This is a genomic window from Streptomyces sp. NBC_01166 (assembly GCF_045039765.1).
Classification (GTDB): Bacteria; Actinomycetota; Actinomycetes; order Streptomycetales; family Streptomycetaceae; genus Streptomyces.
In genome coordinates, this window is sequence record NZ_CP108613.1 from 7,773,925 (window position 1) to 7,792,937 (window position 19,013).

Below are 19,013 nucleotides of genomic sequence, written 5' to 3' on the forward strand. Positions count from 1 at the left end.
TGGCACGGGTTCCTGGCTGCGGAGGTGAACCTCCTGCAGAACTGTCAACTTGAGAGGCCGAAGCGTTCAGCACACGAAGACTTGGGCACCGCTCGGCTCCATAGCAACTGGCGTTCCATGCCGACGGCTCTACTGTGACGGTGCACACAACTACCGAGCGCGGGCTGGACAGTATCCTGCAGTGTGAGATTCAGTCAACGGTCCGGGGTGTCCCTTGCTGGATCTCAAGGAAATGAGATGGGGCCCGCGCCCCTTCTGTACGGGCATCGCCCTGTGGTGCCCGGCAGGGTGACAGCGGCTCCGCACGGCATGGGCAGCCCGGCCGAGTTCCCAAGGAGAGGTCTGTTATCACCATGCGTGCAAGCATCGAAACGGTAAAGCTGCTCACCGAGTACTACTCGGCCATGGAGGCGAACTGCCCCCGTGAGTTCGGCTCCTACTACGCGGAGGACATGACCCTGACATTTGGGAACAGCCCAGAGGTCAAGGGGCGAGAGAACGTCATCTCTGCCTTCCGGGGCGCGCTCGACAAGGTCGCGTCGCTCGGACATGACCTTGTGAACGTATGGGAGGAGGACGGGATCGTCTTCTTCGAGTCCGTCGGTCGCTGGACACTTCGCAGCGGGGCTGTGATCGAAATCAAGGCTGCTTCCAAGATCACAATTGTTGACGGCAAGTTCGTCGACCAGCGCATCTACGTGGACAACGCCCCCGTCTTCGACGCGCTCGAGCGAGAAAGCGCCTAGACGCCCGCGTCGGACGCGGAGGTGCACGCCGCTGCCGACTTCGCGCCCCGCCGCACCAACCGATAGGCGCTGCCTTCAAGCCGGGAAGCGAACCGGTCTTGGACATACGAACGACACGAGCCGTTCAATCACCAGTAACACGACCTGGCTGGAACGCCGGGCTACTGGTTCGACTGGACGGAGCCCCCTCGTGACCACTCTCCGCACCTTCCGCATCGCGGTGATCCCCGCGGACGGCATTGGCAAGGAGGTAGTGGCCGCCGGACGCCAGGTGCTTGACGCGCTCGCCGCCGACAGCACCGGCGCCGACGCGTTCACCTTCGACTGGCGGGAATTCGACTGGGGCTGCGAGTACTACGCACGTACCGGCAAGATGATGGCCGACGACGGCCTGGAGCAGCTCAAGGACTTCGACGCCATCTACTTCGGCGCCGTTGGCTGGCCCTCCGTCCCCGACGACGTCAGCCTGTGGGGCCTGCGCCTAAAGATCTGCCAGAACTTCGACCAATGGGCCAACGTCCGCCCCGTGCACTTCCTGTCCGGCGTGCTCAGCCCGCTGCGCAAGTCCGACGACACCGAGCTCGACTGGGTCGTTGTCCGAGAAAACAGCGAGGGCGAATACGCGGGGCTCGGCGGCCGCAACCTCTCCGGGCGCGGGCCGGGCGGCGAGGTGGCCGTCCAATCCTCCCTGTTCACCGAGGTGGGCTGCGAACGCATCATCCGCTTCGCCTTCGACCTGGCCCGCACCCGCACGCGCCGCAAGGTCTCCTCGGTCACCAAGTCCAACGCGCAGCAGTACGGAATGGTCTTGTGGGACGACGTCTTCAAGCGGGTGGCCGCCGAGTACCCCGACGTGGAGACCGAGAGCGTGCTGGTCGACGCAATGTCGGCGAAGTTCGTACTCAAGCCCGAGGACCTGTCCGTCGTCGTCGCCTCGAACCTCAACGCCGACATCCTCTCCGATCTCGGCAGTGCCCTGGCCGGCAGCCTCGGCCTCGCGGCCAGCGCCAACCTCAACCCCGAGCGACGCTTCCCGAGCATGTTCGAGCCGGTGCACGGCTCGGCCCCCGACATCGCGGGACAGGGCCTGGCCAACCCGATCGGTGCGGTGGGCAGTGCGGCGCTGATGCTGGAGCACTTCGGCCTGCCGGACCAGGCGGCCCGCCTGAACAAGGCGATCGAGATGGTCACCGGAGCGGGGATCCTCACCCGTGACGTCGGCGGCACCGCCACCACCGACGAAGTCACCAAAAACCTGATCGACGCCCTCAATCCCTAACCGCCCCCAACTCCCGGCACGGGACCCTGACTAGGAGCAGCCGATGACGTCCGCCTCCGCACCACCAGAGCCGCGCAACAGCACAGTCGGCAAGAAGCCCCTGAAGTCGATGGAAGTTCGCACGGTTGCCAGTGGCACCCTCGGATCCGCCCTGGAGTACTTCGACTTCGCCACCTACGGGATTCTCTCCGCGACGGTCTTCCCGCAGCTCTTCTTCCACCAGTTGGGGCCGACCGGCGGCCTGCTCGCCTCGTTCGCCACCTTCGGCGTGGGAGTCGCGGCGCGACCGCTCGGAGCGGTTCTCTTCGGGCACCTCGGTGACCGGATCGGCCGCAAGCCGATCCTGTTCGTCACCCTCGTGCTGATGGGTGCCTCGTCGATCCTGATCGGTTTCCTGCCGACGGGCCGGGGAGTCGGCATCGCCGTACTTCTCGTCGCGCTGCGCTTCGTCCAAGGAGTGTCGCTCGGCGGAGAGGCGACCGGCGGACAGATCCTCTCGGTGGAGCACTGCGACAGAAGTCGCCGCGGCCTCATGGGCAGTTTCGTCGTGATCGGGTCTCCGCTGAGCCAGGTGCTGGGCAACGTCGTCATCGCCGCCCTGAGCGCCTCACTGACCGAGGACCAGTTCCTGGCCTGGGGCTGGCGGGTCCCGTTCATCGGGAGCATCGTGATCGTGGCGACCGCGGTGTTCATCCGCCTCAAGCTGGAGGAGACACCGGCCTTCGCGGACGCCAAGGACGCGGGGACGGCGATGTCCGCCGAGGGCGGCTCCCGTTCCCGCGGTACCGGCATCCGCGTGCTCAAGACGCACCCGCGCCAGGTGATCGGACTGATGCTCGCCTGGGCCGGCACGACGCTCAGCTTCTATCTGATCGCGGTGTACGGGCTCAGCTACCTGCCCTCTGCGACTGGCATGTCCGCACAGACGGCGACGGTCATCATGGTGGTCGCGAACGGCCTATCCGCGGGCTTCGCGATCGCCGGAGGGTACGTTTGTGACCGCATCGGGCGGCGCGCCGTGTGGCACATAGGCCTCGGCGGCTGCTTCGTCGGCATCGTGCTCTTCTTCACGGCCGCGGTCTCCAACCCGGTCGCCACCGGCGCCATCGTCGCCCTCGTGATGTGCTCCATCCAGTTCCTCAGCGGTGCCCAACCGGCTCTGTTCGCCGAACAGTTCCCCACGAAGGTCCGCTTCACCGGCATGGCTCTCGCCTATACCGGGGCCAACGTGCTGTTCGCGGCGCCGGCACCGTTCCTCGCCGCTGGCCTGACGGCCCTCGGCGGCAGCAAGCTCGTGATGGCCGTGAACCTCGTCGTCCTCGTGGTGTCCGCCGTCGCCGTCTCGACGTGCCGCGAAGGCGGACACCGAGACCTGGCATCGGACATGGAACCCGTGCGTCCGCCCGGCCTGCGTGAGATGTCCCCCGCAATGACCCCCAGCAATGCCCCACAGTAATGAACTGCCAGTAAGGACAGGCAACATGAAGCAGTACCTGCAGTACATCGACGGCGCCTGGGTGGAGCCGGACAGCGGCGCCTGGATCGACTCGACGGACCCCTACCGCGGCGAGACCTGGGCTCGCATCGCCCGCGGCAACGCCACCGACGCGGAGCGCGCCGTCGACGCCGCCCACCGCGCCATGACCCTCGGACCGTGGGCCGACATGACAGCCTCGGAGCGGGGCGGCGTGCTCCGCCGCATCGGTGACCAAATAATCGCGCATGCGCAGCAGTTGATCGAGGCCGAGGTGCGCGACAACGGCAAGCTCCTGGCGGAGGTCACCGGTCAGATGAAGGCCGTAGCCGAATGCTGGTACTACTACGCGGGCCTCGCCGACAAGATCGAGGGCTCCTCGATCCCGCTGGAGAAGGCCGACTCGGTCGCCTTCACGCGCCGCGAACCGGTGGGTGTCGTCGCCGCGCTCACCGCGTGGAACTCCCCGCTGTGGTTCGCCACCGTGAAGGCCGCGCCGGCCATGGCCGCCGGCTGCTCCGTGGTCGTCAAGCCCTCGGAGTACGCCTCCGCCAGCACACTGGAACTCGCCGGACTGTTCGCCGAAGCGGGCGTGCCCCACGGGGTGTTCAACGTCGTCACCGGCCTGGGCCCGGATGTCGGCGCGCCCCTCGTGGAGCACCCCGACGTAGCGAAGATCGCCTTCACGGGCTCCGACACGACTGGCGCGAAGCTGTATGAGACGGCCGCGCGCAACGTCAAGCGGGTCTCGCTGGAACTGGGCGGGAAGTCGCCGAACATCGTCTTCGAGGACGCCGACCTCGACCTGGCCGCGGTCGGTGTCGTCTCGGGGATCTTCGGTGCGGGCGGGCAGATGTGTGCCGCGGGCTCCCGCCTCCTCGTCCACTCCTCCATCAAGGAGGCGTTCCTCGCCAAGGTCGTCGAACTGGCCAAGGGCATCCGGCTCGGCGACCCCATGGATCCGGCCACGAACGTGGGCCCGATCTCCACCCCTGCCCAGTACGAGAAGGTCCTGCACTACATCGATGTGGCCGAGCAGGACGGCGCCCGCCGCGTCCTCGGCGGCAGGCCCGCGACCGGCCCCGGCCTGACTGGCGGGCAGTTCGTCGAGCCCACCATCTTCACCGATGTCACCAACGACATGCGGATCGCCCAGGAAGAGGTCTTCGGGCCCGTCCTGGCCGTCATTGAGTTCGAAGACGAGGAGGAAGCGGTCCGTATCGCCAACGACATCCCGTACGGACTGGTCGCAGGGGTCTGGACGCGCGGCATCGGCCGGGCCATGCGCATGTCCAGGGCACTCAAGGTGGGCAGCGTGTGGGTCAACACCTACCGGACGTACAGCTACATGGTGCCCTTCGGCGGCATGAAGCGCTCCGGACTCGGACGCGAGCACGGTGTCGAGGCGGTGGACGCGTACCTGGAGACGAAGAGCGTCGTGCTGTCCACGAACGACGACGCGCCCGCCAACGCCTTCGTGATGCGCTGACCTTCGTCGGCGCGCCCCCTGCCCGCCACGGGCAGGTCCCCCTGGCACACCCCTGGATGGAGCAGAAGAATGAGCAGTGCACCGATACCGGCCGAAGCCCCGCGTGGTCGGCTGCGCGGCCGCCGCATCGCGGTGACCGGCGCGGCATCCGGCATCGGCCAGGCCACCGCCCGCCTCTTCGCGCATGAAGGCGCCTCCCTCGCCCTCCTGGACCGGGACCCCGGCGGCCTGAAGGAGACCGCCCAGGAGACCGGTGGGTCCGCTTTCGAGGTGGATATCACCGCGGAGGAAGAGGTGGCGGCTGCCGCCGAGCGCGCGGCCGTGGAACTGGGCGGCATCGACGGTGTGGTGAACGCGGCCGGCATCATGTTCCGCGGACTCGCCACCGATGTGCCGGCGGCCGACTGGCGCCGGGTCCTGGAAGTGAACCTGACCGGCACGTACCTCGTCACCCGCAGTTTCCTTCCCTGGTTGACCCGCGAGGCCGCAGCCAGCATTGTGAACATCGCCTCCGCGCAGGGCCTGCTGCCCAACTCCCCGGGCTACACGGCCTACGCCGCGTCAAAGGGAGGGATCGTCGCCCTCACGAAGGCACTGGCAGCGGAACTCGCCCCGCAGGTCCGGGTGAACTGCATCTCCCCGGGCATGGTGGACACGGCGATGGCCGACGGGCACCGCGACGGTGCCTCGAACTACGCCCTGAAGCGCATTGCCGACCCGAGCGAGATCGCGGCTTCCCTCCTCTTCCTCACCAGCGCCGACGCCTCCTATGTCACCGGATCGGTGCTTGGCGTCGACGGCGGCCGCGCCTTCCACTGAGGCCGCGCCCCGCCGCCGGGCGGGCGGCGGCGCCGGGGTGAGAGATGGACGACAACCCGCGTCTGCATGTGAGGCCCCGCCGCCCATCCCGTATCCCCCTGACCGGAGCATCCGGATGGGCGCTCCATCGGCCCTGCTGCCCATGTCCGCGTCTCTGTAACGAAGTTCCCTTCTTCGCTGGCCACCGAGGGCTCAGCCGTGCCCAGAGCGCCGTGGGCTTCGCCGTCATCAACGGTGCCCCCGCTGGGCGGGGCCGCCGGGCTGCTGCCCATCGACAAGGGGGCCAAAGAAGGCAACACCGCGTTCGGCCTCGTCGTCCCGGCGATGAGCCTGGCCGTCGCCATCGTGCTGATGGGGTGCCAGTGGTGGCGCGGCGGTGCCCGAGGAAGCACTGGCACCGACGGGGACAGGCTGAACAACTCGTCCCATCCCGACAATTTTTTGGAGTGAACATGAAGGGCGCAGTCTTCCTGGGTGACCGCACGGTCGAACTCCGGGATTTTCCCGATCCGCAGCCGGGCCCCGGCGAGGTCGTCGTCGCCATCAAAGCATCCGGTATGTGCGGCAGCGATCTGCACGTGTATCGCCAACAGCCGGGCCGGTACACGACCTCCGGGGAACACATCAACGGACATGAACCGGCCGGCGTAGTCAACGCCGTCGGCCCGGGCGTGCCCCCGGACACCGCCCGCGTGGGCGACCGCGTCATGGTCCACCACTACGTCGGCTGCACCCGGTGCGACCACTGCCGCTCCGGCTGGCCGCAGATGTGCACGGGGCAGCCTTTCCGCGCCTTCGGCACCCAGGAGCACGGCGGACACGCGCCGTTCATGCGGGTGCCCGCCGCGACCCTGGTCCCGCTCGACGACACGCTGAGCTTCGAGGCGGGTGCAGCCATCGGCTGCGGCACCGGCACCGCCTGGGGAGGCCTGGAGCGTCTCGGTGAGATCGGGGGCAGGACGCTCGCGGTGTTCGGCCAGGGCCCGGTCGGCCTCTCCGCGACCATGCTCGCCACGGCCCGCGGCGCCCGGGTCGTCGCCATCGACCCGGAACCGGGCCGACGCGCCCACGCCCAGCGGTTCGGCGCGGTCGCCGTGATCGACCCGGCCCAGGAGCAGGCACGGGACGTCCTGCGGGACCTGACCGAAGGAGAGGGCGTCCCTCTGGTCCTGGAGACCTCCGGCGCATCGTCGGCGATCAGGGACGGCATCGCGGCCCTCGCCCCGTGGGGCAGGGTATGCCTGGTCGGACTCGGCGGCGAGGCCCGCTTCGGCACGGTCGACGTGCACCGCAGCCAGATGACCCTCATGACCTCCTGGACGATGTCCCTCGTGCAGCAGCGGCAGTGCGCCGCCTTCGTCGCCCGCAACAAGCTGCCGATCGACGACCTCTTCACCCACCGCTGGCATCTCGACCAAGTGGTGGAGGCATACAAGGAGTTCGACCGCCAGGAAGCCGGCAAGGCAGCCATCGTCTTCGACGATGCCGGATGACGACTGCGGCGCCCCTGGGCCGTGCGGCCCAGGCCGGCCAAGTCATCGAATTCGTGCACAGACAGTGACAGGACCTCAACGAGGAGAGTCCGCATGACAGACGCAAACGCGCGACGAAGGATCATCGGTGGGTCCTTCGGGAACTTCGTGGAGATGTACGACTTCTTCGTCTACGGTTTCTCGGTTCCCATCCTGGCCTCGCACTTTTTTCCGGCCGGCGACTCTGCCGCGGGGCTGCTCAGTACGTTCGCGGTCTACGCGGCCGCGTTCCTGATGCGCCCCGTCGGTGGCATCGTCTTCGGTCGTCTCGGCGACCGCCTCGGCCGGGTCAGGATGATGGTGGTCACCGTCGTGACCATGGGTGCCTGCACCATGCTCATCGGGCTGGTGCCGACCTACCAACACATCGGCATCGCAGCCACCGTGCTCCTGGTCGCCGCGCGGCTCGGCCAAGGCTTGTCGATGGGCGGAGAAACCAGCGGCGCCTACAGCTTCCTACTCGAATCGGCACCCGAGGGCAAGCGAGCCAGGTGGCTCGGATATGGCGCCGCCATGGCCTTCCTGCCCGCCGCCGTCGTCGGCATGTTCATCGTGGGCCTGCGCAGCGCCATGGGAGACGACGCCTTCCAGGAATGGGGCTGGCGCATCCCCTTCCTCCTCGGCGGCCTGCTCGGGCTGATCGGGCTCCTGCTCCGCGCCCGCCTCACCGATCCGGAGGAGTTCGTCGAGGCGCGAAAAGCGGAACACGTCAAAGACCCGCTGCGAGCCGTCTTCAGGACTCAGCGACGCTCCATGCTCAACGCTGGATTCCTCTCCTCGGTCAACGGCCTCGTGACCTACGCGCTCAACGGCTACCTCTACACCTATCTGATCACCGTTGTCGGTCTCGGTCAGATCCCCGCGCTGCTCGTGACCTCAGCGGGGATCGCCGGCGGCGCGATCCTGTACCCGGTGACCGGCGCGTTGGCCGACCACTACGGTCGCAAGCCTCTGCTCATCGCGGGCACCCTGTGGACGGCAGCGGGCATCTACCCAGCGTTCGCGCTCGCGTCCAGCGGCTCCGTCGCGGCCGCCTTCGGCACCGCATTCATCCTGATGATCGGTACGGCCCTCACCACCACACCGCAATTCGCCGTCCAGGCCGAGCTGTTCCCGACCTCCATGAGGTACTCCGGGCACGCCATCGCCACCAACCTCGGCAACGCCCTGTTCGGCGGCACCGTCGCTCTCGTCTCGGGAGTTCTCGTGAGCGCGACCGGATCGGCGGTCGCCCCGGCCTTCTACATCATGGGCGTGAGCATCTTCGCCCTCGTTGTCGTGCTGTTCACGCCGGAGACCAAGGATTTCGACCTGCGACATGCGCGTACAAGGCCCCCTGCCGTACGGCAGGAAACGCGCGTGGCGGAGGAACCGGCGGCGAGCTGACACCGCACCGGTCTCAGTCGGCAAGGACATCCCACCCCGTACCTGTGGAGGTAATTCGATGCACCAGTACAGCCGCTACGACCGTCTCTCCATCGGAGGTGAGTGGGTCGAGCCCGCGACACAGGAGCGGATCGACGTGATGTCCCCGGTCACGGAAGAGCCGATCGCAGCCATTCCGGCGGGCACGCCGGACGACATGGACCGCGCCGTGGCAGCGGCCCGGGGGGCGTTCGAGGGAGGCTGGGCGACCAGCCCGCTCGAAGAGCGTGTTGGTGTCCTGCAGCGGTTGCGCGATGCGATCGAGGCGAACAGCGAGGAGCTGGCGCAGCTGATCACTCGGGAGATGGGTTGCCCGATCACGCAGTCTCGAAATATTCAGGTGGTCGCGCCACTCGGCGTCCTTGACAGCTATCTGCGGCTCGCGCGGGACTTCCGCTTCGACGAAGTGCGGCGATCCCTCAAAGGGGCGGCGGCGCTGGTCACTCGAGAAGCGGTGGGTGTGGTCGCTGCCGTCATTCCGTGGAACATGCCGTTGTCCATCGCTGTCCAGAAGATCACACCCGCGCTCCTGGCCGGGTGCACCGTGGTGTTGAAGCCCTCGCCCGAGGCGCCGCTCAGTTCCTACCGCCTCGTCGAGCTGCTCGCCGAGGCCGGACTGCCGCCCGGTGTGGTGAACATGGTTCCCGCCGACCGTGAGGCCAGTGAGTACCTCGTCACGCATCCCGGCGTGGACAAGGTGTCGTTCACCGGATCCTCCGTCGCCGGCCGTCGCATAGCCGCCCTGTGCGGTCAGGATCTGCGGCGCGTCAGCCTCGAACTGGGCGGCAAGAGCGCCGCGTTGATTCTCGACGACGCCGACCTGGACCAAGCGGTCGAGGCGCTGCGCCTGGGCTCCTTCCGCAACAGCGGTCAGATCTGCACCCTCAAGACCCGCATCCTGGTCTCGCCGCGCCGTCACCAGGAGCTGCTCGACCGTCTCGTGGCCCTCGTCGAGTCAATGCCGCTCGGCGATCCCGGACGGCCCGAGACACACATTGGCCCGCTGGTCAGCGCGCGGCAGCGGAGCGTGGTCGAGAAGTACCTGGCCATCGCTCGTGACGAGGGGACCAAGGCGGTGATCGGCGGTGGGCGCCCGCAGGGGTTCTCCCGCGGCTGGTACGTCGAACCGACGGTCCTCACCGGGGTGGATCCCGGAATGCGTATTGCCCAGGAGGAGGTGTTCGGGCCGGTCGTCTCGGTGCTCACCTACACCGACGAGGACGACGCGGTCGCCATTGCCAACAACTCCACCTACGGCCTCAGTGGCGCCGTCTTCACCACAGACACCGGCCACGGCCTGGAGATCGCGCGGCGGATCAGGACCGGCATTGTCGAGCTCAACGGCAACCCGTCGGGCCCCGGCGCGCCGATGGGCGGATTCAAGGGCAGTGGCCTCGGGCGCGAGAACGGGCCGGAGGGCCTGGGAGCGTACACCGAACTGAAGTCGATCGGCCTGCCGCGGGACATGGCCGAGCGGCTCGCCTGACGCAGGGTGGACGTTTCCCAGGCCGGCCCCCTCACAGATCCCTCCGGCAAAATACGACTTGCAACCGAGGTACACATGCCCCTCCCCACGACGGACATCGTCCACGCTCTGGCGGCCTGCATAGCCGAGACCGAGTACGGTGAACTCCCGCCGCAGGCCGCGGAAGCGGCCAAGAAGAGCATCCTGGACACGCTGGGGGTGATCCTCGCCGCCAGTGGCACGGAGCCGGCCGTGCGCGGTGTCATTGACCTGGTCCAGGAGAACGGAGGCCGCCCCGAGGCATCGGTGCTCGCCTTCGGCGGCAAGGTTCCGGCGATCATGGCAGCGTTCGCCAACGGCGCCATGGCGCACTGTCTTGATTACGACGACCAGACCCCGTGGGGCCAGCACTGTTCAAGCTCGATCGTCCCGGCCGTGCTCGCGGTGGCCGAGCGGCAAGGCGGTGTCTCCGGTGCCGACATGATCGCTGCGGTGGCAGCCGGGCAGGACCTCTTCGCCCGCCTGCGTCGCAATGTCGGCTGGCGCAAGGACTGGAACCTCTCCACGGTCCTGGGTGTGCTTGCCGCAGCGGGCGCGGCCGGCCGGGTCCTGAGGTTGCCGCGCGAGCGCTTGGCCCATGCCCTCGGCATCGCGAGCATGCAGTCGTGCGGTGTCATGGAAGTGGTTGCCGGTACTGGCAGCGATCTACGAGCCATGTACGCCGGGTTCTCCGCAAAGGGTGCGGTTACGGCAGCGCTCTTGGCGGACAAGGGAATCTCGGGGGTCGCCGATCTCTTCGAAGGTGAATACGGCTTCTTCCGGACGTACTTCGACAGCAGCTACGACCGTGAGGCGATCCTCGCGGGCCTGGGCAGCGACTACCAGGGCGCCGGGACTCTCTACAAGCCCTGGCCCACGGTGGGCACAGCCCACAGCCACATCCACGCCACCATCGGCCTCATCGCCCAACACGACGTGAAAACGCAGGACATCGAAGAGATCCGCGTCCACGTTGGCGACTACCACGACCTCATGTGCCGGCCGATCGAGGCCAGACGCGAACCTTCCACGCTCGTGGACGCGAAGTTCAGCCTCCCCTTCCTGGTGGCCGTCGCGGCCGTCCGCCGCGACGTGGGGCTGGCGGACTTCCTGCCGGAGGCTCTCAAAGACCCCGAGGTACTGGAGGTCGCACGGAAGGTCGTTCCGGTTCCGGACGCGAGTCTGGACTGGAAGATGGAGCTCCCGCCCGGGCGGGTGGAGATCGTCCTGCGTGACGGCCGCACCTTCGCCCGCACCGGTACCGACGTGCCCGGCAGCACCAAGACGCCCATGACCTGGGACGACCTTGCCCGCAAATTCGAGGATTGCGCCTCCGCAGCCCTCAGGCCTCCGTCACCGGGCCAGGTCAGTGGAGTCCTGAGGTTGGCGCGTGACCTCGAAACGCTGGACGATGCCACCGAGCTGACTCGGACACTCGTCGCGGACCTGCCGGGTCGACTCGGGGCGTGAGCGTAATGCTGGAGACCAGGCGCTCCCGCAGCCAGGCACCGGGGTCGGCGCGCCGGCTGGCGACATACTGGGTCCAAGACACAGCCAGAGCTTCGACCAGGGGCGGACGTCCGTCCCGTGCACGCCGAGAGGCTTCTCCCGGCGAGGCGCGGGGGATGTAGACGGACAGGCTTCGAGCGGTCAGCGGAGGGCAGTGGCGTTGGCCGGGGAGCCGACTCCGCCGGTGAGGTTGAGTGGCTTGACGGTGAGGAGGCTGTCCCAGCGGCCGGTGGCTCGGCAGTCCTGGGCGAGGGCCGTGAGGTTCCACAGTTCGCCGAGTGGAAGGCCGAGCTTGGCGATCAGTTCCTGGTGCATCATGCCGTTGTCCTCGGGGGCACTGTCGTGGAAGTCGCTGTCGGCTTGAGTGGGGAGGACTTCGACGGCGAATGTGTCGGTGGACATCAGTGCGATGCGGTGGTCCCAGCACCAGGCGGCGAATGAGCGGCTCTGTGCGAAGCCGGTGGCATGGCGTCGGGTGCGGGTTTCGGTGCGCTGTTCGGAGCTGGTCGTTAGGTACCAGTCGGACCATCCGGTGTGGACCATGATCAGGTCGCCGGGTTCGGTGCGGCAGCCCTGTTCGTCGAGGGCGTCGTCGAGAAGTTCGGGGCTCAGGGCGGGTGCGTCGGCGTGGGACAGCGGTGTTCCGCGGTCGCGGAGCAGTCCGTCGAGGTCGATCAGCAGACCGCGGCCGGCCAGGGGCAGTTCCGCCCACAGCTGCACTCCCAGACGCGGACTGCGGGGGGTGATCTCGTGGTCGGGTACGCCGTTGTAGAAGCCGTGTCCCGAGGCGCGGCGGTGACGTAGGCCGTCGATCTGGGTGGTGGCCTGGAGGTGGAAGTTGTCCAGGACGTCATCGCGTGCCTGTTCGTGCTTGGCGGTGATGCGGTGCTGGGGGATCCCGCGGGCTTTGGACATGGGCGGGTCGAAGGCGTCCAGTGGGTAGTCCAGATTGAAGGCGCGTCCCTGGAGGACGCTGTCGGCGGCGCGGCGGATCTGCTGAGGGCCCGCGAAGTTGGCCATGCCGCGTTCGGGGTGGTCGGTGAACAGGTGCCAGCTGGATCCGGCCGGGGCGTCGGTCCGTTCGGTGAGCTGTCGGTAGGTGGGCAGGGACATAGGGGCGGCTCTCTGTCAGGGGCAGCGCGCGGCGATCGCGTCGGCCGCCCTGCGTACTTCGCTGATGAGGCGGGTGTGGTCGTCTTCGGTGAGGTCGCCGCTCGCTCCGGTGATGCTGATGGCTCCCAGGATGTCCTCACCGTGGCGGATGGGTGCGCTGACGGCGGTGACGTTCAGGACGCGTTCGCTCAGAGACAGGGCGTATCCGTCGTCGCGGACCTGGCGGAGGTCGGCTGCCAGGTCGGCCCCGGTGACGTGTTCGCCGGAGATGCGCGTGAAAGGGGTGGCTTGGTCGATGAGGGTATGGAGTTCGGTGTCGGGCAGCCATGCGGCCAACGCCTTGCCGGCGCCGAGATGAAGGGGGAGTTTCTCGCCGATGGGGAGCTGGTAGCGGAGTGGGTTGCGGCCCTGGACGCGTGCGATGAGGACGCGTGCCAGGGTGACGCGCACGTAGAGGCTTGCCGCCTGGCCGGTGGTGGCGGCCAGTTCCTGCAGGACGGGGAGGGCGACCTGGCTGAGGCGGTTGTTGACCAGGAAGGCGTGCGCGGTGGCGACGGCGGCGGGGCCGGCGACGTAGCCGGTGTCCTCCTTCGCGGCGTAGCCGCGTTCGATGAGGACGTTGAGGATGCGCTGGGTGGTGGCGACGTGCAGATCCGCGCGGCGTGCGACCTCGCTCAGCCGCAGTGGCTGCCGGGTGCCCTCCAGGACGCCCAGGACGTCGAAGGCCCGTTCGAGGGAACGCATGGCGGGGGCGGCAGGGGTGGGCATCGACGGCTCCTGGATGGTCTGCTCGGCACACAAGGGTCTTGATAAGACTTATCAGCATGCGAGCAGAGGGTGGATCGCACAAGATCCATCCAGAAAGTACCGGCGATTACGAGCGGCTGGCGGCCGGCGCCTGCTGGGGGAGCGGGTCGGCGACCGTCGCGTCAATCGTCTCGGCGGGGCGTCCGTAGGACAGGGCGAAGGAGAGGATCCCGCAGATGCTCGCAGCGATGCAGGTGGCCGGCTGGGCACTTGCTTCCACGTGTTCCACCCATTGGGCATTGCCGAGGATGATCCCCAGGGCCTGGCCGAGGACGATGACGACGCCGCCGATCAGGAATGCGACGATGCTGAGGCGGAAGAGCGGTTGCAGCACGCGGTGAACCATGGCGCGGCCTTTCGGATCAGACGGGCAGGACACCGGTCGCCACTGCGGCCCCGATGAGCAGGATGGGAACGCAGTAGTAGGAGACCAGGGGCAGGAACGTGCGGGCCGGGTCGATGCCGGCGATGCCGCTGGCGACGTAGATGGGCGCGCCGGACGGCGGTGAGGCACCTTCGGTCGAGGCGAAAATGAGCACTGCGACGCAGGCCGTGGCAGGCGGCACGCCTGCGCCGACGAGTGAGGAGACGGCGACCGGGCCGATCGCGGCCATGGTGGCGCTCGCGGTGAGCGGAATGGCTACGCCGACCACGAGGACACCCACGATCAGGGCCATGACCCACAGTGGGGCCTCGATGCCGGCCAGCAGCTCGGTCAACTGCTGCGGAAGTCCGAGTTCCCCGAGCACGTTGGAAGCGGAGAACGCCGCCACGATGGTGACACCGATGACCCCGAACTGCGGGGCCGTGTTCCCCAGCACCTGCCACCACTCGCGCCCCGAGCGCGGCAAGTGGCGCCGGCCGAGAATGAAGACCGTGAAGATCAACAGGACGGGTATCCACGTGATGAGGCTGATCGCGTCCGACATCGTGGTGCCGACCCAGTCGGTCAGCGCGCCGCCGCTCGGGCCCTTGGTCAGCAGCAGCGGGATCACGAGCGCGGCGAACAGGAACAGGCTCGTCCAGCCCGCGCCCAGGCTCGTGCGCAGGGGGAGCAGGTCGGCACGGTCCATGGGCTGGATCTTGTGGCGGCGCACCATGATGAACGCGGCGACCATGCGGTAGCCCAGACACCACAGCCCGCCGATGAAGAGCGGCAGCACGATGTCGTCGGTAGTGGCCATGGACGCCACGCCTGCCGTGCCCATCAGGATGAACATGGTGGAGCTGAAGGGGAACGTGACCCCCATGCCCGCACCGCCCGCTGCCACTGTGGCGGCGAGCTCGCCGCTCACCTTCGAGCGTTTCATCCACGGGATCGTCACCGACCCGACGGCGGCGGTCACCGCTGCGCCGACGTGTGCGATGGCGCCGAAGACACCGGCGGCGAGGGTGGAGGTGTAGACGGGGCCGCCGCGCAGCCTCCCCAGCAGCGAGTTGAGGATGCCCAGCAGCTGGTCCAGCACCGGAGTGCGAGCCAGCAGGTAGCTCATGAAGACGAAGGCAAGCGCCGCGAAGGTCACCTCCTCCTGCATGGCCTCGGCGAAACCGTTCCACATGGCGTGGGCGATGTCGCCTCCGGCGAACAGGCCGGTGACCAGGAACCCGACGATCAGCGCCTCGCCGATGTTGCGTTTGAGGACAGCGTTCCACACGATGATGGCCGCTATGTAGCAGCCGAGGGCCCATACGGCGATCACGATGCTCCTCCTGGGACAGCGGCGGTGGCGGTGGCGCGGATGCTGACGCGCCGCCTGGCTTCCTCGGCCTCCACCTCCCGGGCGTCGGCCAGGACGGAGGCCGCGCGGTCGGCCGGGACGATCGCGACCCCGTCGCTGTCACCTGCCACGAGGTCACCCGGTCGGCAGACCACACCGCCCACGGCGACCGGCACCCCGACCTGGCCGGGGCCGAACTTGTAGGGACCGGCCGGAGTGACGGCCCTCGCCCATACGGGGAAACCCATCTCGGCCAAGACTTCGACGTCGCGGGCTGCTCCGTCCAGCACCATGCCCACCACACCCCGGGACCGGGCCCGCTCGGCGATCAGCTCTCCGACCAGCGCCCGGGACACATCGCCCTCACCGTTGACCACCATGATGTCACCGGGCTCAGCGATCTTGATGGCCTGGTGAAGCGCCTGGTTGTCCCCGGCGCGGGTCCACACCGTCAGCGCGCGCCCCACGGCCCGTGCACCGGGCCACAGGGCGCTGATGCCGGAGTCCAGGAGCCCCATCCGCTCGGTGGCGTCACCGATGTTCGCCGTCGCCAGGCCAACGTAGGCTTCCAGCAGTTCCGGGGTCAGCCGGGTGGTGTCCCGCAGTCCTTGGGCCCGGCCCGCCAGGAAGTGCAGCTGGCTGATCTCCCGCGCCAGCCCGGTATCGAGGCCCAGCTCCGCCACGAGCTCCGCGGCCGCGGACGCCTCGCGCCCACGCCGCTCGGCGTGCTTGTACGTCCCCTCATACAGACGCTCCAGACCACTGTCGCCATCGACGAGCTCCTTCGCGATCTGCGCGCGCACCCACAGCTCGTCACCGGCCGCCCGGCCCGCGTCCACGGCCTCCACGATGATGGCACCCAGCCCCTTCATGAACAGGCTGCGCAGCAGTTTGCGTGAGGAGGCTGCTCCGGGCCCGGAGCCCAGATCCTCCACTGGTGCACCGAGGGTGCCGAAGTAGTCCGCGATCACCGAAGCTCCTGCGCCGCTGGCCACCAGAGCGGTTCGGTGGCGGTATTTCGGCACCGAACCGATCACGGAAACGTCCGAGAAGATCGCCGGAGACGATGCGGTGATCACTTCCGCGATCCGGCGCTTCAACTCCGGGGCACTGGCGTTCATGTCCGCATAGACGGTCCTCGCCTGCAGGTGCGGGGCGACTTCCTGCGCCACGGCCAGAGCGGCTTTGGCGCCGGTCAGGCTGAGCACCAGCTCACAGCCCTGCACTGCCTCGGCTGCGGTGGCCGCCCGGTCCACGCTTTCCGGGGTGGGTACGTCGCCCGGGTCGAAGCCGGTGACCTGCCAGTCGTGTTCCGCGAAGCCCGTCGCATACAGAGCTCCAGCTTCACCCAAGCCCAGAATCCCGACCTTCATCACAACATCCTTCTCATAGAGTGATAACTTTTCTCACTGCGTGCGTGAGGATGTTGCTCCGGCGTGACGCGCGCGTCAATAGCTGACGAATGATCGATCAAATCCGGCCATCGTGAGACGGTCGACTTGCTCCGCAAACCCGCCCAGACTCAGACAGACCGGCGTGACGCGCCGTGGGTGACGTATCCCGTCATCGAGGAGCGTCGGGTGAGCGCCTCGGAAAGACGCAGGCTCGTGCAGCGGGGGTCGTCGGGGGCGGCGAGGCGGAGATGGGGGACCGCAAGGTGACCGTCTCAGCTCCCACGTGGTTCTTTGCTGCCCGTTCCGAGCCGTTCTGGAGTACCCATGCGTCGAACCACTGTCCGTGCGGCAGAAACCGCCAGTGGCGCGGCTGGCCACTGTCCCTTGATGAGCGCTGAGGAACTGGCCCACTCCCGGGGGTGCCGCTGAACACGCTCGACAGCGATCTGCCAGCGCCGCAGGTGCCGACGGTGCCGAAAGAGGATTAGGTTTTGCCTACCCCGACCTGGCCTTGTCGGCCGGATGACGCCGGGCGGCGTGCGGGGCTGTATCCGTGACGCTTTGGAAAGCAAGCCCGAGGAGAACGCGGGTCGGCTTCGGTAACCGGAGCCAAGTTCACCGACACGGCTACGGGTCCTCACGGAACGCGCCCGGTGTCGTGCCCGTCCGCAACCGGAAGAACTTCGTGAAGTCGCTCGCGTCGGTGAATCCGAGCTGGGCCGCGACCTCCCTCGCCGTGAGGCCGCTGTGCCTCAACAGCCGCTTCGCCTCCAGTAGCACCCGGTCGTCGATGTACTGTTTGGCTGTCCGGCCCGCCGCGGCGAGCGTCGCGCGGGTCAGCGTTCGCGGGCTGTAGCCGAGCGCCGCAGCGTAGTCCTCCACGCGGCGGGTGACCGCGTGGTCCCGCTCGACGGCGGTGTGGAAGCGGCGGAACGCCTCGGACGATGCAATCTGTCGCGGCGCCGGGCCGCGCGCCTGCGCGAGCCGCACCACGAGTACGGACAGCAGTGCGCGCAGCACTTCGATGTGCGCGGTCAGAGGAAGAGAGGCCATCGCCCCGTACTCGTAGGCGAGATGGTCGAGCGCCCGTCGTAGGCCTTCCGCCACCGGGCCCTCGGGCGTCAGCGGGCACTGTTCGTACGGCGGATCCATGTGCGCCGCCGACACGGTGGCGGGCGGCAGGAAGCCCGGCTGGAACATGACGACCACCCCGTCCGCCGCCACCAGGCCTGGGTCGAACCGCTGTACCTGCCCCGGCCGGATCCACAGCCACGACCCGGGATGCAGCTCGTGCTCGATGAAGTCGACCCACACGCGGAGCGGCCGCTCACGGACGCCGATCAGCTGGTGGAAGGAGGGGCGCAGCGGCGCGTACGGGTCGTTGCCGTGACGGCGGGAGCGCTCGTACAGCTCGGCGAGTTCTATCACCTCAAGCCCGGCCGGTGCGCCCACGGTCGGGGTGTAGGCGAGGTCCCTGACATCGGGGCGGCCTGCAGGCTGTCCGTTTTTCCCCATGGTGAGTCTCGAGGGTACCGCCGCCGCGCCCGAACCGCCTCTTAGCGTCAAGGCACAGGTCAGTGACGTGTGAGGAGTGGTCCTGTGAGGTTGGTCGTGGGAATGACCGGGGCGACGGGCGCCCCGTTCGGTGTCCGTCTGCTGGAGTGTCTGCAGGAGCTGCCGGATGTGGAGACGCATCTGGTGCTCTCCCGCTGGGCCCGGACCACGATCGAGCTGGAGACAGGCCTGTCCGTGGCCGAGGTGTCAGCGCTTGCCGATGTCACGCACCACCCCGAGGACCAGGGTGCCACCATTTCCTCCGGTTCGTTCCGGACTGACGGCATGGTGATCGTTCCCTGCTCCATGAAGACTCTCGCGGGGATCAGAGCGGGTTACGCGGACGGTCTTGTGGCACGTGCCGCGGACGTGATCCTCAAGGAGCGGCGCAAGCTCGTGCTCGTTCCACGCGAGACGCCACTGAGCGAGATCCACTTGCAGAACATGCTCGAACTGGCGCGCATGGGCGTGCAGTTGGTGCCGCCGATGCCCGCCTTCTACAACCACCCCCGGACCGTCGACGACATCGTCGACCACATCACGGCCCGCATCCTCGACCAGTTCGACCTGCCGGCCCCGTCCGCTCGGCGCTGGGCCGGCATGCGTGCCGCACGTGCCTCTCACCGCACCGCCGCCTGACCCCCGTACAG

The 19,013-nt window shown here is 68.2% G+C and carries 17 protein-coding genes; 11 read left to right on the forward strand and 6 right to left on the reverse strand.

What is annotated here, in order from left to right:
- Positions 1 to 353: 353 nt before the first annotated feature.
- The 10 genes from OG379_RS35190 (at position 354) to OG379_RS35235 (ending at position 11,738) form a co-directional block, all read left to right on the forward strand.
- Positions 354 to 746: a nuclear transport factor 2 family protein gene (locus OG379_RS35190; protein WP_405667244.1), complete on the forward strand. Its 393-nt coding sequence runs from the start codon at positions 354 to 356 to the stop codon at positions 744 to 746.
- 190 nt (positions 747 to 936) lie between these two features.
- Positions 937 to 2,025, forward strand: coding sequence for a tartrate dehydrogenase (locus OG379_RS35195; RefSeq protein WP_405667245.1), 1,089 nt, complete (start codon positions 937 to 939; stop codon positions 2,023 to 2,025).
- Positions 2,026 to 2,068: 43 nt separating this feature from the next.
- Positions 2,069 to 3,481: an MFS transporter gene (locus OG379_RS35200; RefSeq protein WP_405667246.1), complete on the forward strand. Its 1,413-nt coding sequence runs from the start codon at positions 2,069 to 2,071 to the stop codon at positions 3,479 to 3,481.
- A 25-nt stretch (positions 3,482 to 3,506) separates the two neighbouring features.
- The gene (locus OG379_RS35205) at positions 3,507 to 4,988 is read left to right on the forward strand and encodes an aldehyde dehydrogenase (protein ID WP_405667247.1); all 1,482 of its coding nucleotides are present in this window, start codon (positions 3,507 to 3,509) and stop codon (positions 4,986 to 4,988) included.
- Positions 4,989 to 5,057: 69 nt separating this feature from the next.
- The gene (locus OG379_RS35210) at positions 5,058 to 5,807 is read left to right on the forward strand and encodes an SDR family NAD(P)-dependent oxidoreductase (protein WP_405667248.1); all 750 of its coding nucleotides are present in this window, start codon (positions 5,058 to 5,060) and stop codon (positions 5,805 to 5,807) included.
- 198 nt (positions 5,808 to 6,005) lie between these two features.
- Complete coding sequence (locus tag OG379_RS35215) at positions 6,006 to 6,257, forward strand: hypothetical protein (RefSeq protein WP_405667249.1); 252 nt, start codon at positions 6,006 to 6,008, stop codon at positions 6,255 to 6,257.
- A gap of 2 nt (positions 6,258 to 6,259) precedes the next feature.
- The gene (locus tag OG379_RS35220) at positions 6,260 to 7,300 is read left to right on the forward strand and encodes a zinc-binding dehydrogenase (protein WP_405667250.1); all 1,041 of its coding nucleotides are present in this window, start codon (positions 6,260 to 6,262) and stop codon (positions 7,298 to 7,300) included.
- A gap of 93 nt (positions 7,301 to 7,393) precedes the next feature.
- Positions 7,394 to 8,725 (forward strand): MFS transporter, encoded by a 1,332-nt coding sequence (locus tag OG379_RS35225; protein ID WP_405667251.1) that lies wholly within the window; start codon positions 7,394 to 7,396, stop codon positions 8,723 to 8,725.
- Between the two features lie 139 nt (positions 8,726 to 8,864).
- Entirely contained in the window at positions 8,865 to 10,250 is a 1,386-nt protein-coding gene (locus tag OG379_RS35230) for an aldehyde dehydrogenase (protein ID WP_405667252.1), read from the forward strand.
- Between the two features lie 75 nt (positions 10,251 to 10,325).
- On the forward strand, positions 10,326 to 11,738 hold the full coding sequence (locus OG379_RS35235) for an MmgE/PrpD family protein (protein ID WP_405667253.1): 1,413 nt from the start codon (positions 10,326 to 10,328) through the stop codon (positions 11,736 to 11,738).
- Between the two features lie 180 nt (positions 11,739 to 11,918).
- Here the strand turns inward: OG379_RS35235 and OG379_RS35240 are convergent, their stop codons facing one another.
- The 6 genes from OG379_RS35240 to OG379_RS35265 all read right to left on the reverse strand — a co-directional run bounded on the left by OG379_RS35240 (position 11,919) and on the right by OG379_RS35265 (position 18,324).
- Entirely contained in the window at positions 11,919 to 12,890 is a 972-nt protein-coding gene (locus tag OG379_RS35240; RefSeq protein ID WP_405667254.1) for a cyclase family protein, read from the reverse strand.
- Between the two features lie 15 nt (positions 12,891 to 12,905).
- Positions 12,906 to 13,658, reverse strand: coding sequence for an IclR family transcriptional regulator (locus OG379_RS35245; RefSeq protein WP_405667255.1), 753 nt, complete (start codon positions 13,656 to 13,658; stop codon positions 12,906 to 12,908).
- A gap of 106 nt (positions 13,659 to 13,764) precedes the next feature.
- The gene (locus tag OG379_RS35250; protein WP_405667256.1) at positions 13,765 to 14,031 is read right to left on the reverse strand and encodes a hypothetical protein; all 267 of its coding nucleotides are present in this window, start codon (positions 14,029 to 14,031) and stop codon (positions 13,765 to 13,767) included.
- A 28-nt stretch (positions 14,032 to 14,059) separates the two neighbouring features.
- The gene (locus tag OG379_RS35255) at positions 14,060 to 15,397 is read right to left on the reverse strand and encodes a TRAP transporter large permease subunit (protein ID WP_405667257.1); all 1,338 of its coding nucleotides are present in this window, start codon (positions 15,395 to 15,397) and stop codon (positions 14,060 to 14,062) included.
- Positions 15,394 to 16,788, reverse strand: coding sequence for an NAD(P)-binding domain-containing protein (locus OG379_RS35260; RefSeq protein WP_405667258.1), 1,395 nt, complete (start codon positions 16,786 to 16,788; stop codon positions 15,394 to 15,396). Before OG379_RS35260 ends, OG379_RS35255 begins: the two co-directional genes overlap by 4 nt.
- A 648-nt stretch (positions 16,789 to 17,436) precedes the next feature.
- Positions 17,437 to 18,324, reverse strand: coding sequence for a helix-turn-helix domain-containing protein (locus OG379_RS35265; protein WP_405667259.1), 888 nt, complete (start codon positions 18,322 to 18,324; stop codon positions 17,437 to 17,439).
- A gap of 84 nt (positions 18,325 to 18,408) precedes the next feature.
- On the opposite strand from OG379_RS35265, the gene OG379_RS35270 reads away from it, so the two are divergent.
- Positions 18,409 to 19,002 carry a non-oxidative hydroxyarylic acid decarboxylases subunit B gene (locus tag OG379_RS35270; protein ID WP_405667260.1) on the forward strand — a complete coding sequence of 198 codons (594 nt, stop codon included), beginning with the start codon at positions 18,409 to 18,411 and terminating at the stop codon, positions 19,000 to 19,002.
- Positions 19,003 to 19,013: the final 11 nt, after the last annotated feature.